Origin of the sequence: Paraburkholderia sediminicola, assembly GCF_046027355.1 — a bacterium.
GTDB lineage: Bacteria > Pseudomonadota > Gammaproteobacteria > Burkholderiales > Burkholderiaceae > Paraburkholderia > Paraburkholderia sediminicola_B.
Genome location: NZ_JAQQEK010000042.1, coordinates 52080 through 68129, shown reverse-complemented (window position 1 = coordinate 68129; position 16050 = coordinate 52080). Strand labels below are relative to the sequence as shown.

The window sequence follows — 16050 nt, the reverse complement described above, 5'->3', positions numbered from 1 at the left end:
TGGCACGGACGCGCCTTGCACCGTCGCCAGTTGCGTGCGGATCTGGCTATTGCCGAGATCGTAGAGTTGCTGTTCGGAAAGCGTGTTGCTGGACAGGCCGAGTTGCAGGATCGGCACCGTCGACGCGTTGTACGTAATGATGTTCGGCGGCAACGTGCCGGGTGGCAGCACGCGCAGGATCGACGCCGAATTGGACGCCGCCTCGGCGATCGCGCGATTGATGTCCGCGCCCGGATGGAAAAAGATCTTCACCACGGAGACGCCGTTCAGCGATTGCGACTCGATGTGCTCGATATCGTCGACGTCCGAGGTCAGCGCGCGCTCGTAGTTCGACGTGATGCGATTGGCCATGTCCTGGGCGGAAAAGCCGTTATAGCTCCAGACGATGCTGACCACCGGAATATCGATGTTCGGAAAGATATCGGTCGGCGTGCGCAGTATCGCCAGCGGGCCGACGATAAAGATCAGCACGGCGAGGACCACGAAGGTATAAGGGCGGCTCAGCGCCAGCCTGACTATCCACATGACGGGTTCCTGAAAAGAGGCCGATGGAGGCACGCGTCGCTGCAGTGCTGCGGGGGCGCGTGACGCGGGCTTCGTGAGTCAGGAGTGTGGTGTAGCGGCGCTGACGGGCTGCCGTCGGCTAGATTACCGTTCTGTTATGTGGGCGGTGATGCGAAGGCGCGGGGACCTGACCTCGCGTGGTGATTCGCCGTGCGTGCCTACATAACAGAACGGTAATCTGAAGGTCAGTGCCCGGACAGGGGAAATGACAAGAATGGGAAGCATGGTTCAACCCAGTCATTGCTTGCCCCTACCCGGAGAAACATCATGAAATTGCTTAACGCTGTTGCCGTCACCGCACTCAGCCTGGCGTTCGGCGCGAATGCCTTCGCGCAAACCAGCACGTCAGGTCTGACGCGCGCAGATGTGATGGCGCAGCTGCAGCAGGCCCAGGCCGAAGGACTGGTGCCGACGCACGATGACGACTATCCGCCGACGGCGGCCGAAGTAGCGCGAAATCGCGAGCTGTATGCGATCGAGCACGGCACGGATGACGCCGGCGCGGTGCGCACGGCGCAAATGCCGGCAGCGCATACGGAGTCGGCTTCGAATTGAGGCGAGGGCGAGCCGGTCAAGCCACTCGTGTAGTCGGCCGGTCGCCATGCAACCTCGATCGCCGATCGCCGGGAGACGTCGGCCGCGCGATTTGCCGTCGCGTCGAACAGACTGCTTCCCGCCGGCGAAACAGATTGTCGACGCTACGAACGGTCGCGGTTGCGCGCCCGCGTCGCGCCCGTAATGACCGCGACGCCGAGCAGAATGACCGCCACGATGGCAATCGTATGTTGAGCGACGTGCATGGCCATCAATCCCCAGGACACGCCGCCGATCAGAATGATCCAGCCAACCAGATATATGAGCAGGGTCATCTTTTCTCCTTGTTCGAGTCGACGTAGTAGGTCTATCGAGTAGCAGGATTCGCGCCCGACGCCGGCTTGGGCGGCCGGCGTTCGGGAGCGCAAGAAGAACCCACTCAAAACCTACCTGTTACCCGCAAGCCGGCGCGGCCTTCTTGCACGCCTCCGCCAACTGCGGCGGCGGATCCTTCTTGAACACGGTCTTATAAGACTCGAGCACGTTCGACTGAATCACCGGCAACGATTGCACGCCGATCCACGCCGGCGGCGTTTGGCCGATGAGCGCCTTCATCATCGCCATGGCTTCGGCGACGCCTTGATCGTACGGACGCTGCGAGCCGGTGGCCTTCAGCGGTCCGCCCTTGGCGATTTCGATCGCGGACTGCAAGCCGAGATCGACCGTCGTCATGGGAATATTCACGCCTTGCGCGCGCATCGACGTGAGCGTGTCGAGCGCCGGTTGATCCCAGACGGCGAACAGGCCCTTCACGTCAGGATTGCCGGTGAGGAAGTCGCCCGCGATCTGCCCGACCTTGGACGGATCCGTGAAAGCGACCTGCTTGATCTTGATGTCCGGACGGTTTTTCTTCAGCCAGTCGTTGACAGCCTTGGTGCGCTCCGTCGTGCTGAAGTAGTCCACGCCGAAATTCACGAGCCCGACCGTCGCGCCTTGCGGCACGCACGAGGCGAGCACTTTCGCCGCGATCTGGCCGTTGCCTTCACTGTCCGCCGAGATCATCGCCGAGTATTCCTCCGGATGCTTGAGACCGGTCGGCACGTTGTCCATGAACACGAGCTTGATGCCGGCCGCGGACACTTTCTTGTAGGTGGCGGCCGTCGCCGTGCCGTCGACCGGAATCGAGATGATCCCGTTCGGATGGCGCTGGATCGTGTTCTCGATATCGGCGATCTGCTTGTCGACCTGATATTCGGCCGAGGCCGTGCCGATCACTTCCACGCCGTACTTCTTCAGCGTATCCGTGATGCCTTGCACCTGCAGTTGCGACCAGTCGAGATTCATGGTCTGCATCGAAATGCCGACCTTGAACTTGCCGGCCTTGATCTTGGCGATGTCGGCGTCGGTCAACTTCACGGCATCCACCGACGCGGCTTTTTCGCCGTTCGGTCCTTGCCCGACGATCGTCTTCGGGCCGATCGATCCCGCGGGCAGGCTGGTCACGCATTGCGCTTGCGCGCCCGATGAAGCCAGGCAAGCGACGGCGGCCGCCGCCATGACACTGGCTAACGCTATCCTTGAACCACGACGCTGTTTCATGTCTCTCCTCCGTTGGTCTTCGTGTCTGTACTTCACGTCTTCACGTCCGAACTACTTCCTCATTACTTTCTCGTGAATGCAACCGCAGCGACGATAATCACGCCCTTGATCACCAGTTGCAGCGACGAACTCACACCGAGCAGGACCAGCCCGTTATTGAGCGTGCCGATGATCAAACTGCCGAGCAGCGTCCCCAGCACGAAGCCGCGGCCGCCGAACAGACTGCAGCCGCCGAGCGTGACGGAGGCGATCACATCCAGCTCCATGCCTTGCACGACGTCGGGCCGCGCCGCATGCGAGCGCGCCGAGAGCACGAGGGCGGCGAGTCCGGCCAACATGCCGGTGAGAATGAAGGCGAGGGTGGTCACGCGCCGCGTGTTGATGCCCGAATACAGCGCCGCCGTCGGATTGCCGCCGGCCGCATAGATCTGCCGGCCGAACACGCTGTAGTGCAGCAGCAGAATGCCGGCGATCACGGCGAGCAGCGTCCAGATGATCGGCACCGGCACGCCGAAAATGTCGCCTTCGCCGAAGATCGAGATGAACGAGTCGTTGTCGATGATCACGGGCTTGGTGGTCGTGACCATCAGCGCGAGTCCGCGTGCTGCGCTCAAGGTGCCGAGCGTGACCAGAAACGAAGGAATGTTGACCCGCGTGGTCACGATCCCGTTGATCGCGCCGACGATCGCGCCGGTGCCGATGCCGGCAATCGCGCCGATGACCCAGTTGTTGCCCACATACGTCATGGCGAGCGCCGCGGACATGCCCGAGAGCGCCAGCGTCGACCCCACCGACAGATCGATCTGCCGCGCGATGATCACGAAGGTCATGCCGATCGCGATGATCGAGACGAGCGCGGTTTGCCGGCCGATATTCAGGAAGTTGTCGATGGACAAAAACCACGGCGACGCGAAGCTGAACACCACCAGCAGAATCGCGAACGCGGCATACAGCGCATAAGGCCGGTCGCCTTGCAGCAGGGCTTGCGCGATGCGCCGCATACGGCTTTTCTGCGGCGGCGATGCCTGCCGTTCGGCCGTCAGCGGCGAGACAGATTCATTCATGTTGCAGACGCCTCGAGGGAAGAACGGGAAAGTTGGATCAGGTGATGCAGCGCTTCGGCATTGGCGAGTTCGGCGCGCTCGACGGTGTTGACGATGCAGCCGTCCGCGACAATCGAAATCCGGTCGCACAGGCGCAAGAGTTCATCGAGGTCCGAGGACACGATGAGCACGCCGGTGCCCGCCTGCGCGGCGTCGTTCACCACGCCGTAGATTTCCTCGCGCGCGCCGACGTCGACGCCGACGGTCGGTTCGTCGAGCATGAGCAGCTTGGGCCGCGGATGATTCCACTTCGCAAAGACGACTTTCTGCTGATTGCCGCCGGATAGAAACTTGACCGCGGTGGAGGAGTTGGGTGCCTTGACGGCCAGCTCTTTCATGGAACGCTTCGCCTGCTGAACGGCGGCCTGGCTGCGCAACCATCCCCAGCGGGAAAAATGCGGCAAGCGCGGCAGCGTCAGATTGCGTTCGATCGAATGATCGAGCACGAGCCCTTCGAGATGACGATCCTCCGGCACCAACGCCACGCCGAGTTGAATGGCCTCGGCGGGCGTGATGCGCGAACGCGTTCGGCCGTCGATCTCGATGGCGCCGGCATCGACGGCGCGAAGGCCGAAGATGGTTTGCAGAATCTCGGTGCGTCCGCTGCCGATCAACCCCGCGAGTCCGTGGATTTCGCCGCGGCGAAGCACGAGGTCGATGTGATGCAGGCGGTCGTTGCTGACGTTCGACAACTTCAGCACGGGCGCAGCGCCGGCATCTTCTTCGGAAATTGCCAACGCGCTTGCCGTTGTGGCGACCGCTGCATCGCCCACCGCGGTTTTTTGCCGTGCTTGCAACGCGGCATGAGCGGGACCGACGATCGCCGCCACCAGTTGCTTCATATCCGTTTGCGCCGTCGTGAACGTGCCGGCATTCGCGCCGTCACGAAACACCGTGACACGCTGCGAAATCCGGAACACCTCGTTCAACCGATGCGTCACGTAGATCACGCCCACGCCGCGAGCCGTGACCGCGCGAATCGCGTCGAACAGAATCTGTTCCTCGCCACCGGTCAGCGCGGAAGTGGGTTCATCGAGAATGAGCACACGCACTTCGCCCATCAGGGCCTTGCAGATCTCGGTCATTTGCCGGTACGCGAAGGGCAGCGAGCCGACCGGCACTTTCGGATCAAGTGGAATGCCATGCGAGCGCAGAAATTCGCCGACCGTGGCCATGAGCTGGCGGTTCTTCACGAAGCCCAGACGCGTGCGCGGCTCGCGGCCCAACATGAGATTGGCGCCGACCGACAGTGATTCGACGAGACTCAAATCCTGGTAGACCACGGCGACACCGGCGTCGCGCGATTGCGCCGGCGAGTCGAACGCCACTGTCTGGCCGGCGATTTCGATGACGCCGTCGTCGTACGCATGCACGCCGCTGAGGATCTTGATCAGCGTGGATTTGCCCGCGCCGTTTTCGCCGAGCAGGGCGTGGACTTCGCCGGGCAACACTTCGAGGTTGACGCCGCGCAGCGCTTGCACGCCGCCAAATCGCTTGGTGACGCCCGCAACACGGATCAATGGAACCTGAGGCGATGACGCGGCCGCGACCGCAACCGGCTCACTCATCTGGCATGTCTCCTTCGTCCACGCGACGACATTCTTTTCTTTGTATCACGCTATCCGGCCGAAACCGTGTTGTGATCTTCGCATCATGAATATGGTGCGTCAATAACATTCACGGGCGTTCGCCGGGCTTTATCGCTAACTCGTGTAACGATTGCTCGCAAAGCTTGTTATGATTCTATCAATCGTTGTAGCATAAGTGCGAACAAATTGTCGGCGGCTGTTGTGCGTCGCATCATATTTTCGGATGTCTTATGCCAGAAGCCCCATTGCAGTCTTCATCGGTCGTCGCGCTGCGCGGCACACCGATCATCCATCCCGAACGCAATCCGGGTATGCCGTTCGACGCGTCCTGGCTCGACGGCCTGCGCGTCAATCAATCCGCGGTGGAACGGCGCACCGCCACGCTCGGCACGCGCCGCAGCGTCAAGAAAGATGCGCAGGCGGCCTGGCTGCTCAAAGCCGTCACCTGCATCGACCTCACCACGCTCAACGGCGACGACACCGAAGGCCGCGTGCGTCGGCTCTGCGCGAAAGCACGGCAACCGGTGCGCGCCGATCTGCTCGAAGCGCTCGGCATCGCACCGCAAGGCATCACGACGGGCGCGGTCTGCGTGTATCACCGGTTCGTCGCGGCGGCGGTCGATGCGCTGCAGGGCAGCGGCATTCCGGTTGCCGCGGTCTCCACGGGTTTTCCCGCCGGCCTGATCCCGCATCCGTTGAAGCTGAAAGAGATCGAAGCGTCCGTCGCGGACGGCGCGCAGGAAATCGACATCGTCGTCACACGTGAATATGTGCTGACCGGCAACTGGCAGGCGCTCTACGACGAAGTGCGCGACTTCCGCGCGGCCTGCGGCCCGGCGCATCTGAAGACCATCCTCGCCACCGGCGACATCCGCACGCTTTCGAACGTGGCGCGCGCGTCGATGGTCTGCATGATGGCCGGCGCCGACTTCATCAAGACGTCCACCGGCAAGGAAGGCGTCAACGCGACGCTGGACGTCTCGCTCGTGATGGTGCGCATGATCCGCGAATACCAGGAGCGCACCGGCGTGCTCATCGGCTTCAAGCCGGCGGGTGGCGTGTCGAGCGCGAAGTCGGTGCTGACGTACCAGATCCTGATGAAGGAAGAACTCGGCCGTGCGTGGCTCGAACCGGAACTCTTCCGGATCGGCGCATCGAGCCTGCTGGCCGATATCGAACGCCAGCTGGAACATTACGTGAGCGGCCGTTACTCCGCTTTCAACCGTCACCCCGTAGCCTGAACAGAAGACCGATCCCATGAGCGTAGCCGAGTATTTTTCATCGATGGAGTACGGTCCCGCACCCGAGGACGATCAACCCGCGCGCGCCTGGCTGGCGCAGCATGAGGGCAGCTTCGGGCATTTCATCGGCGGGGCGTGGCATGCGCCCGCGGCCGGTGAGCGCTTCGCGTCGCACGCGCCCGCAACGGGCGAGCAACTCGCGGACATCGCTCAGGGCGACGAGGCCGATATCGACGCCGCAGTGGCTGCCGCGCGCGCCGCGCAGCCGGGCTGGCTCGCGCTGGGCGGAGCCGGACGGGCGAGGCATCTGTATGCGCTTGCCCGCATGGTGCAGCGTCATAGCCGCCTCTTCGCCGTGCTCGAAGCGCTCGACAACGGCAAGCCGATCCGCGAAACGCGCGACATCGACGTGCCGCTCGTCGCGCGTCACTTCCTGCATCACGCGGGCTGGGCGCAGTTGCAGGAGAGCGAGTTCGCCGATTACGCGCCGCTCGGTGTGGTCGGTCAGATCGTGCCGTGGAATTTCCCGCTGCTGATGCTAGCGTGGAAGATCGCGCCGGCGATTGCGATGGGCAATTGCGTCGTGTTGAAGCCCGCTGAGTACACGCCGCTCACCGCGTTGCTGTTCGCGGAGCTCGCGCATCGCGCGGGCTTGCCCGCTGGCGTGCTGAACGTCGTCACGGGCGACGGACGCACTGGCGCGGCTTTGGTCGAGCATCCGCAAGTCGACAAGATTGCATTCACCGGTTCGACCGAAGTGGGCAGGCTGATCCGTTCGGCCACGGCTGGCTCGGGCAAATCTCTGACGCTCGAACTCGGCGGCAAGTCGCCCTTCATCGTCTTCGACGACGCGGATCTCGACGGCGCGGTCGAAGGCGTCGTCGACGCGATCTGGTTCAACCAGGGGCAGGTGTGTTGCGCGGGCTCGCGGCTGCTCGTGCAGGAAGGCATCGAGGCGCGCTTCATCGCTAAATTGAAACGGCGCATGGAGACGCTGCGCGTGGGCACGTCGCTCGACAAGAGCATCGACCTTGGCGCGATCGTCGATCCGGTACAACTCGAACGCATTCAGTCACTGGTGGAAACCGGCCGCCGTGAAGGCTGCTCGGTGTGGCAGTCGCCTGATACGACGATGCCTTCTAACGGCTGCTTTTATCCGCCGACGCTCGTAACTGGCGTAGCCCCGGCCTCCACGCTGGCACAAGAAGAAATCTTCGGGCCGGTACTGGTGACGATGAGCTTTCGCACGCCCGATGAAGCGATCGCGCTCGCCAACAACTCGCGTTACGGACTCGCCGCGAGCGTGTGGAGCGAAACCATCGGCCGCGCGCTCGATGTCGCGCCGCGGCTCGCAAGTGGCGTCGTCTGGATCAACGCGACGAATCTGTTCGACGCGGCGGTCGGCTTCGGCGGCTATCGCGAATCGGGCTATGGCCGCGAAGGCGGGCGTGAGGGCATCTACGAATATCTGAAACCGCGCGCCTGGCTCAATCTTGCGGAGCGTCGGACGGCGCAAGCCGCTACGAACAACCCGGCCACGCTCGATCCGTTGTCGAACGTGACGTCGATCGATCGCACCGCGAAGCTGTTTATCGGCGGCAAGCAGGCGCGTCCGGACAGCGGTTATTCGCTGCCGGTGCATGCGCCGGACGGCACACCCGTCGGCGAAGTGGCCGCGGGCAATCGCAAGGACATCCGTAACGCGGTCGAAGCGGCGCGCGCGGCGCAGAAGTGGTCGCAGGCGAGCACGCATAACCGCGCGCAAGTGCTGTTCTATCTGGCGGAAAACCTGGCCGTGCGCGCGGAAGAATTCGTGCGCCAACTCGTCGTGCGAAACGGTGCGACGGAAGCCGCCGCGCGCGCCGAAGTGGACGCCTCGGTGCAACGTCTTTTCACTTACGCGGCATGGGCCGACAAGTTCGACGGCGCCGTGCACACGCCGCCGTTGCGCGGCGTCGCGCTGGCCATGCATGAGCCGCTCGGCGTGATCGGCATCGCCTGCCCGGACGAAGCGCCACTGCTCGGCTTCGTTTCGCTGGCGGCGCCTGCGCTGGCGATGGGCAATCGCGTGGTGGTGCTGCCCAGTGAGGCGTCGCCGCTCACGGTCACTGACTTCTATCAGGTGGCCGAGACGTCCGACGTGCCCGGCGGCGTGCTGAACATCGTCACGGGCGAACGCGGCGCATTGCTGCCCGCACTCGTCAAACACGACGATGTCGATGCGGTCTGGTGCTTCGGTAGCGCGGCGGATTCGACGCTGGTCGAGCGCGAATCGGTCGGCAATCTGAAGCGGACCTTTGTCGATCACGGCCGCCAGTTCGACTGGTTCGACCGTTCGAGCGAAGGGCGGCCGTTCCTGCGCCAGGCCGTGCAGGTCAAGAACATCTGGATACCGTACGGAGACTGACCGGCCAAGCCGGCAGCCGTACCAAACGTCTTAAAGTAAAGACACGCACGCCAACCAGAAAATGGAGGAGACAACGTGCTGAAGAATCTGGATTCGCTGTTTGATGCCGAGGTGCCGCGCGCATTTCAGGCATCGAAGGACATCCCCTTGAACCCGGCTGTTCAGGAGCAAGGGGAACACGCATGAACACGTCTGCGCAACCAAACGGAAAGGGACGCGTCGTCATTCTCGGCATCTACGTCACCGATCTGACGTTTCGCGCCGGACGCATGCCGCAGATCGGCGAAACCATCGCGGGCACGGCGTTCGCGATGGGGCCGGGCGGCAAGGGCTCGAATCAGGCGGTCGCGGCCGCGCGTGTCGGCGCGGACGTGGTGTTCTGCACGCGCATCGGCAACGACGCGTTCGGTTCCATTGCACGCGCCACCTGGGCCGCTGAAGGCATCACGGCGCGCGCGTCGGTGATCGAGGGCGTCTCGACCGGCGCGGCGCACATCTTCGTCGACGACAACACCGGCATGAACGCGATCATCGTCGCTTCCGGCGCGGCCGGCACGATGGAAGCCGCCGACGTCGACGCAATCGAAGCCGACATCGCCGCCGCCCGCGTGTTCGTCACGCAACTCGAACAGCCGCTCGAAGCCGCCAGGCGTGGACTCGAAGTGGCGCGCCGGCACGGCGTCATCACCGTGTTCAATCCGGCGCCCGCCATGCCGCTCGACGACGCCATCTTCCCGCTGTGCGACTACATCACGCCGAATGAAACCGAAGCGGCCGCGCTCACCGGCGTGCCGATCGCGAATGCCGACGACGCCCGCCGCGCCGCCGACGTGCTGCTCGCCAAGGGCGTCGGCACGGTCATCGTCACGCTGGGCGAGGGCGGCGCGCTGCTGCATTCGGCGACGCAATCGATCCTCGTGCCCGCCTACCACTGCGGCCGCGTGGTGGAAACCGCCGGCGCCGGCGACGGCTTCACGGGCGGCTTCGCGGCAGCGCTCGCGCGCGGCGACGACGCCATCACCGCACTGCGTTTCGGTTGCGCGCTCGCCGGCATTTCCGTGACGCGTCCGGGCACCGCGCCTTCCATGCCGACGCTCGACGAAGTGAATCAAGTGTTGAGCCAGCCAAGCCAGCCAAACCCGCCGGCCGGCGTGTCCCAATCATCCTGACCGTTTGCGAAGCCTGAAGGAGCATGTCGTCACCATGAAGTCTTCGTTCACCGCAGGAAAATTGTTCGGCGACCGGCAACTGAATTTTCTGCTGATCGTCAACGTGCTCGTCGTGCTGGTCGCGACGTGGCTCTCGCGCGGCCAATTCGTCGATATCGACAATCTGCAGTCGATGGGCGGCCAGTTGCCCGAACTCGGTCTGCTCGCGCTCGGCATCATGCTCTCGATGGTGTCGGGCAACGGTGGCATCGACCTGTCCGGCGTCGGGCTCGCGAACCTGTCCGGCATGGTCGCCGCGCTGGTCGTGCCGCGCTTCGTCAACGGCGACGATTCGCCCGCGCTCTACACGTCGCTGTTCTGCGTGATCGTGGTGGCGATGGGCTTGCTCGGCGGGTTGCTGAACGGCGTGGTGATCGCACGCCTCAGACTCACGCCGATTCTCTGCACGCTCGGCACGCAACTGCTGTTCACCGGCTTCGCGGTGGTGCTCAGCAACGGCGCCTCGGTGCATGTCGATTACGTGGACCCGTTGTCGAATATCGGCAACGGTACGGTGTTTCAGGTGCCGATCGCGTTCTGCATCTTTATCGCCGCGGTGATCGTGCTGGGGTGGCTGCTCAAGCGCAGTCCATTCGGCCTGCGTCTCTATCTGATGGGCACCAATCCCAAGGCGGCGTTCTACGCCGGCATTCCACGCGCGCGCATGCTGATCACGACCTATGCGATGTGCGGCGTGCTCGCGTCGCTGGCCGGGCTGATCAGCGCGACGCATACGTCCAGCGCGAAATGGGACTACGGCAACTCCTATCTGCTGATCGCGATCCTGATCGCGGTGATGGGCGGCGTGAATCCCGCCGGCGGGCATGGCCGCATCATCTGCGTGTTCTTCGCCGCGACGGTGCTGCAGTTTCTCTCCAGCCTGTTCAACCTGATGGGCGTGTCGCAGTTTTTCGGCGATTGCGCGTGGGGTTTTCTGTTGCTGCTGTCGCTCGCGTTTGCGGGCGGCGAACGGGTGCGGGCGATCTTCGGCTTCGGCGGCGGGGCGGGCGCGGGTTCGGGTTCGGGTGCTTCGAACGCGGCCGTTTCCACGCCGAAACGTTAGCAGCGATCGAGCAAGGTTTCAGTACGCGGCGGACAACGAGCCCTGGCTGTCCGCGACGATCAAGTGGGCGACATCGAACGATAAAGGAGACATTGCATGAAATTGACTCGACTGGGTGCCGCGCTCGCAGCGGCCGCGCTGACGGTTGGCGTGATCGCTGCCGCGCAGGCTGCCACGAACGAAACGATCGTTACGGTCGTCAAGGTAACCGGCATCAACTGGTTCAACCGGATGGACGACGGCGTCAAGCAGTTCGCCAAGGACAACCCCAACGTGAACGCGTATCAGACCGGCCCTGGCCGTGCGGACGCGGCGCAGCAACTGAAGATCATCGAAGATCTGATCGCCAAGAAAGTGACGGCCATTGCCGTGGTCCCCTACGATCCGCCGACGCTAGAACCGGCGCTGAAGAAGGCGATGGATCGCGGCATCAAGGTGGTCACGCATGAAGCCGACAACGCCAAGAACACGATGGTCGACATCGAGGCGTTCGACAACACCGCCTACGGCGCCGGCCTGAACGAGCGGCTCGCTTCGTGCATGCACGACGACGGCAAGTGGGCCGTGCTGGTCGGCTCGCTCGGCAGCCGCTCGCAGGTGCAATGGGCGGACGGCGGCATCGGCAACGCCAAGGCCAAATATCCGAAGATGAACCTGGTCGAGCCTAAGCTCGAAACCAATAACGACGGCGAGCGCGCGTATGAAGTCGCGAAGGAAGTGCTGCGCAAGCACCCGGACCTAAAGGGCTTCCAGGGCTCGTCGTCGCTCGACGTGATCGGCATTGGCCGCGCGGTGGAAGAGGCCGGCATGCAAGGCAAGATCTGCGTCTACGGCACGGGCCTGCCGACTGAAGCCGGCAAGTTCCTCGAAAGCGGCGCCATCAACGGTATCGCGTTCTGGGATCCGAAGCTCGCGGGCATTGCGATGAACAAGGTCGCGCAGATGCTGGTGGACGGCAAGACGGTCGAGAACGGCGCCGACCTCGGCATTCCTGGCTACACGAAGGTCACGGTCGCGAAGGGTCCGGGCAAGGGCATCATCGTGCGCGGCCAGGGTTGGGTGAACGTCGACAAGTCGAACTACAAGCAGTATCCGTTCTGAACTTCGCGGCTTTTAGTTTTTGTTTCATGTGTCATGGCGTCCTCGAAAGGGGACGCCTCAACCTGTGACTCGCCACAATGAATCAAGACGCAACCTCACCTAAGTCACCGCAGTCCGAAGCGTCGCAGCCGTTTCTCCAGGTTGTCGGCGTGCACAAGCGCTTCACCGGCGTGCATGCGTTGCGCGGCGTGAGCCTCTCGTTCGAGCGCGGTCAGATCTATCACCTGCTCGGCGAAAACGGTTGCGGTAAAAGCACGCTCATCAAGATCATCTCCGGCGCGCAGCCCCCCGACGAAGGCGAGCTCGTAATCGAAGGCGTGCGGCATGCGCGGCTCTCCGCGCTCGAATCGCTCGCCGCCGGCATCGAAACTGTTTACCAGGACCTCTCCCTGCTGCCCAACATGAACGTGGCCGAAAACGTCGCGCTCACGTCCGAGCTGGCCACGCACGCGGGGAAGCTGGCCCGCACCTTCGACCGGCGCGAGCTGGCGCGCACCGCGGCGCGCGCGCTCGAAGCGGTCGGCTTGCCCGGCAACGCGGAGTTTCAGGCGACGTTGATCGAGCAATTGCCGCTCGCCACGCGTCAGCTGGTGGCGATTGCCCGCGCGATCGCCAGCGAGGCGAAGTTCGTCATCATGGACGAGCCCACCACGTCGCTCACGCAGAAGGAAGTCGACAATCTGATTGCCGTGCTCGCCAATCTGCGCTCGCAGGGCGTCACCGTGCTGTTCGTGAGCCACAAGCTCGACGAGTGTTATGCGATCGGCGGCGAAGTGATCGTGCTGCGCGATGGTCAGAAAATGGCGCAAGGGCCGATCGCGCAATTCACCAAGGCGCAGATCAGCGAGCTGATGACGGGACGCCATCTGTCGAACGAACGCTATCGTGAAGGCGCATGCGAGCCCAACGTCGTGCTCGACGTGCGAGGTTATACGCGCACCGGCCAGTTCAGCGATGTGTCGTTCGCGCTGCACGGCGGCGAGATTCTCGGCATTACCGGGCTGCTCGATTCGGGCCGCAACGAACTCGCACGCGCGCTCGCGGGCGTCGCGCCGGCGCAATCCGGGCAGGTGACGCTTGACGGCAAGGCCGTTTCGTTGCGCACGCCCTCGGACGCGAAGGACCATCGCATCGGCTATGTGCCGGAGGACCGCCTGAACGAAGGGCTTTTTCTCGACAAGCCGATCCGCGACAACGTGATCACCGCGATGATCTCCAGCCTGCGCGACCGCTTCGGCCAGATCGACCGCACCCGCGCGCAGGCGCTCGCGGAACAGACAGTAAAGGATCTGCAGATCGCCACGCCGGGCGTCGACAAGCCCGTGCAATCGCTGTCGGGCGGCAACCAGCAGCGCGTGCTGATCGGCCGCTGGCTCGCCATCGACCCGCGTGTGCTGATCCTGCATGGACCAACGGTCGGCGTCGACGTCGGCTCGAAGGACATCATTTACCGCATCATGCAGCGCCTGTCGCAACGCGGCATCGGCATCATTCTGATCAGCGACGATTTGCCAGAACTGCTGCAGAACTGCGACCGCATCCTGATGATGAAGAAAGGGCGTGTGGCCAGCGAATACCGGGCCGACACGTTGAGCGAAGCCGATCTGTATCACGCGCTGCTTTCGGAAGCCGCATAAAGGACGTTCCTACTCATGAACTCGCGCATCGATTCGCGCCTGAACCAGACCATGACCACCCCGACCGTCGTCGAAGTCGCCCCCGAGGTCAAGCCGCCGAGCTTGCGGGCCAAGCTCGCACGTAATCCCGAATGGTTCACCGTCGCGTTGATCGCGGTGACGTGCCTGATTGTCGGCGCGATCAATCCGCGCTTCTTCCAGGTCGCGACGCTGTTCGACCTGCTGCATTCGGCGACCACGATGTCGCTTTTCGCGCTGGGCACGCTGGTGGTGCTGGCCTCCGGTGGGATCGACGTGTCGTTCACCGCGATTGCCGCGCTGACGATGTACGGCATCACCAAGGCGGTGTTCGCGTGGTGGCCGGACGCGCCGTTCGCGCTGATCCTGATCACGGGCGCGCTCGGCGGGATCGTGCTCGGTATGATCAATGGATTGCTGGTGCATCGGCTGAAAGCGCCTTCGCTGATCGTCACGATCGGCACGCAGTATCTGTATCGCGGGCTGTTGCTGACGTTCATCGGCACGACGTTCTTCATGAACATTCCGCACAGCATGGATCGCTTCGGCCGCATTCCGCTGTTTTTCTATCACACGGCTGATGGCTTGCGCGCGGTGTTGCCGGTGTCGGTGATTGCGCTGGTGGCGGCCGCGATAGTGACGTGGTGGCTCCTGAATCGCACGATGATGGGACGCGGCGTCTATGCGATGGGCGGCAGCCTCGCGATTGCCGAGCGGCTCGGCTACAACCTGCGCGCGATCCATCTGTTCGTGTTCGGCTATACCGGCATGCTCGCCGGCATCGCGGGCATTCTGCACGTATCGAACAACCGGCTTGCGAATCCTTTCGATCTGGTGGGCACGGAACTCGATGTGATCGCTGCTGTGATTCTGGGCGGCGCGCGCATTACGGGCGGCACGGGGACGGTGGCCGGCACGTTGCTCGGCGTGGTGCTGGTCACGCTGATCAATAGCGTGCTGATTCTGGTGGGCGTGCCGAGCACCTGGCAGAAGGTGATTATCGGCGCGTTCATTCTGATCGCCGGGACGCTATTCGCCTTGCAGCGGAAGAACTGATTGATTGAACGCGCGGCCTCTGCGTTGCGGGCGCCGCAATGCAGAGGCGGCTAGCGCGCTTATCGGCGCTTGCGGTGTTCCTGGCCTTTCTCGGTGATGATGGAGTCGAAGTCGTCGACTTGCGAAAAACGCACCGCTTTGACAACGCCGAACTTGCTCTGGTCCACCACCAGATGCCGCTCGACCGCGCTGGCCATGGCCGCCTGTTTGAGCGCGACCTCATGAAAATTCCAGCACGTCACGCCGCGCGCCGCGTCCACGCCGCCCGCGGAAATGAACGCCTTGTTGATGCCCATGCGGCGCAGCATCTCCAGACTTTCTTCGCCTGCGAACGAATCTGAAGAAGGCACATAGACGCCGCCCAGCAGAATCATCCGCACATTGGGTTTGCGCCGCAAAATCTCCGCGACGTTCAACGAATAGCACACCACCGTGACATGCCGTTCGACCGGAATCAGCCGGGCCAGCGTGGTGAGCGTCGTGCCGCAGTCGATGAACAGCGTTTCGTTATTGCCGATGAGTCCCGCCGCGATCGCCGACGCTTCGGCTTTGGCTTGCGCGAAGTGGTCTTTTTCTTCTTCGAGCGAATAGCCGGCGTTATTGGGTACGTCGGTCGCGCTGACGATATAGCCGCCGAGATACGTGAATCGCTCGGGACTTCCGGCGATGTCGCGCCGGACAGTCATTTCCGAAACGCCCAGCAGGCCGGCGGCGTCGCGCAGGCGCATCACGTTTTGCCTGGCCAGCGCATCGGCAAGGGCGCGGAGGCGGTCGGGTTTCAGCATGGAACTCCTGTCGCGCAGTGTGTGGAGGGGCGTTATGTTTTGTTCGATTTGGTGAAAGAATTATAACAAGAGGCGGTGCGCACGGCGAGCGAGATATCGGTCGCCGGGTAGAACAGTCGGTGTGACCGGGCGCGATGTTGTCCGA

The 16050-nt window shown here is 63.4% G+C and carries 14 protein-coding genes; 8 read left to right on the top strand and 6 right to left on the bottom strand.

Going from position 1 to position 16050, the window contains the following annotated elements:
- Nucleotides 1–525, bottom strand: a 525-nt coding sequence (locus PQR42_RS40130) for an efflux RND transporter permease subunit (RefSeq protein ID WP_408495267.1), incomplete at its 3' end; no start/stop codon positions are given.
- Nucleotides 526–831: 306 nt separating this feature from the next.
- On the opposite strand from PQR42_RS40130, the gene PQR42_RS40125 reads away from it, so the two are divergent.
- Nucleotides 832–1119, top strand: coding sequence for a DUF4148 domain-containing protein (locus PQR42_RS40125; protein WP_408391550.1), 288 nt, complete (start codon nt 832–834; stop codon nt 1117–1119).
- Nucleotides 1120–1262: 143 nt separating this feature from the next.
- On the opposite strand, the gene PQR42_RS40120 is transcribed toward PQR42_RS40125, so the two are convergent.
- The 4 genes from PQR42_RS40120 to PQR42_RS40105 form a co-directional block, all read right to left on the bottom strand.
- A complete protein-coding gene (locus tag PQR42_RS40120) occupies nt 1263–1433 on the bottom strand; it encodes a hypothetical protein (RefSeq protein ID WP_165923918.1) in 171 nt (56 codons plus the stop codon).
- A gap of 118 nt (nt 1434–1551) precedes the next feature.
- A complete protein-coding gene (locus tag PQR42_RS40115; protein ID WP_408207353.1) occupies nt 1552–2697 on the bottom strand; it encodes a substrate-binding domain-containing protein in 1146 nt (381 codons plus the stop codon).
- Nucleotides 2698–2759: 62 nt separating this feature from the next.
- Entirely contained in the window at nt 2760–3761 is a 1002-nt protein-coding gene (locus PQR42_RS40110) for an ABC transporter permease (RefSeq protein ID WP_408207351.1), read from the bottom strand.
- Nucleotides 3758–5368 (bottom strand): sugar ABC transporter ATP-binding protein, encoded by a 1611-nt coding sequence (locus PQR42_RS40105; RefSeq protein ID WP_408391542.1) that lies wholly within the window; start codon nt 5366–5368, stop codon nt 3758–3760. Before PQR42_RS40105 ends, PQR42_RS40110 begins: the two co-directional genes overlap by 4 nt.
- Nucleotides 5369–5619: 251 nt before the next feature.
- Between PQR42_RS40105 and deoC the strand changes: the two genes are divergently transcribed.
- The 7 genes from deoC to PQR42_RS40070 all read left to right on the top strand — a co-directional run bounded on the left by deoC (nt 5620) and on the right by PQR42_RS40070 (nt 15120).
- Nucleotides 5620–6630, top strand: coding sequence for a deoxyribose-phosphate aldolase (gene deoC / locus PQR42_RS40100; RefSeq protein WP_408391540.1), 1011 nt, complete (start codon nt 5620–5622; stop codon nt 6628–6630).
- A gap of 16 nt (nt 6631–6646) precedes the next feature.
- Complete coding sequence (locus tag PQR42_RS40095; RefSeq protein ID WP_408391538.1) at nt 6647–9037, top strand: aldehyde dehydrogenase family protein; 2391 nt, start codon at nt 6647–6649, stop codon at nt 9035–9037.
- Nucleotides 9038–9219: 182 nt separating this feature from the next.
- Nucleotides 9220–10206, top strand: a complete 987-nt coding sequence (rbsK, locus tag PQR42_RS40090) for a ribokinase (protein WP_408391536.1) — start codon at nt 9220–9222, stop codon at nt 10204–10206.
- A gap of 34 nt (nt 10207–10240) precedes the next feature.
- Entirely contained in the window at nt 10241–11308 is a 1068-nt protein-coding gene (locus tag PQR42_RS40085) for an ABC transporter permease (RefSeq protein ID WP_408207341.1), read from the top strand.
- Nucleotides 11309–11404: 96 nt separating this feature from the next.
- Nucleotides 11405–12409 carry an autoinducer 2 ABC transporter substrate-binding protein gene (locus tag PQR42_RS40080; protein ID WP_310815405.1) on the top strand — a complete coding sequence of 335 codons (1005 nt, stop codon included), beginning with the start codon at nt 11405–11407 and terminating at the stop codon, nt 12407–12409.
- A 77-nt stretch (nt 12410–12486) separates the two neighbouring features.
- Nucleotides 12487–14046, top strand: a complete 1560-nt coding sequence (locus PQR42_RS40075; protein ID WP_408391533.1) for a sugar ABC transporter ATP-binding protein — start codon at nt 12487–12489, stop codon at nt 14044–14046.
- 15 nt (nt 14047–14061) lie between these two features.
- Nucleotides 14062–15120 carry an ABC transporter permease gene (locus PQR42_RS40070; RefSeq protein WP_408207336.1) on the top strand — a complete coding sequence of 353 codons (1059 nt, stop codon included), beginning with the start codon at nt 14062–14064 and terminating at the stop codon, nt 15118–15120.
- A gap of 59 nt (nt 15121–15179) precedes the next feature.
- Here the strand turns inward: PQR42_RS40070 and PQR42_RS40065 are convergent, their stop codons facing one another.
- Complete coding sequence (locus PQR42_RS40065; protein WP_408207334.1) at nt 15180–15905, bottom strand: DeoR/GlpR family DNA-binding transcription regulator; 726 nt, start codon at nt 15903–15905, stop codon at nt 15180–15182.
- Nucleotides 15906–16050: the final 145 nt, after the last annotated feature.